This window comes from Pseudomonas sp. 2822-15 (assembly GCF_002742515.1).
In the GTDB taxonomy this organism is placed as follows: Bacteria; Pseudomonadota; Gammaproteobacteria; order Pseudomonadales; family Pseudomonadaceae; genus Aquipseudomonas; species Aquipseudomonas salomonii.
This window is the reverse complement of the sequence record NZ_LJRY01000116.1, coordinates 1-341: the sequence shown is the minus strand read 5'-3', so window position 1 is coordinate 341 and position 341 is coordinate 1. Positions and strand designations below refer to the sequence as shown.

Annotated in this window: 1 protein-coding gene; it reads right to left on the bottom strand. The window is 40.5% G+C overall.

The window, feature by feature from the left end:
• On the bottom strand, nucleotides 1-341 hold a 341-nt coding region (gene selD, locus AOA59_RS00685), incomplete at both ends, for a selenide, water dikinase SelD (protein ID WP_099485473.1).

Here is a 341-nt window from a genome sequence, read left to right as displayed (position 1 = left end):
ACCATGAATGATTGGCTTTCGAACCTCCTGGTACGATCTCCTGTTCAGCTAACTTACGAGTACCATCAAGAATCGGCACTTGACCTTGTTTAATAACAAGACCTGCTCCACTTCCTTTTGCCATCTCAGATGCATGTCCTAAAAGTCCAAAGCCAGTAATATCTGTACAAGCATGTACGTCATATTTTTGCATCTCTTCAGCCGCTGTTTTATTTAAAGTAGCCATCACAGTCATGACTCTTTCTAATTCTTCTTCTGATAAAAGATCTCTCTCAATCGCTGTTGTTTGAATTCCAACACCGATTGGCTTTGTTAAAATTAAACGGTCTCCTGCCTTAGCT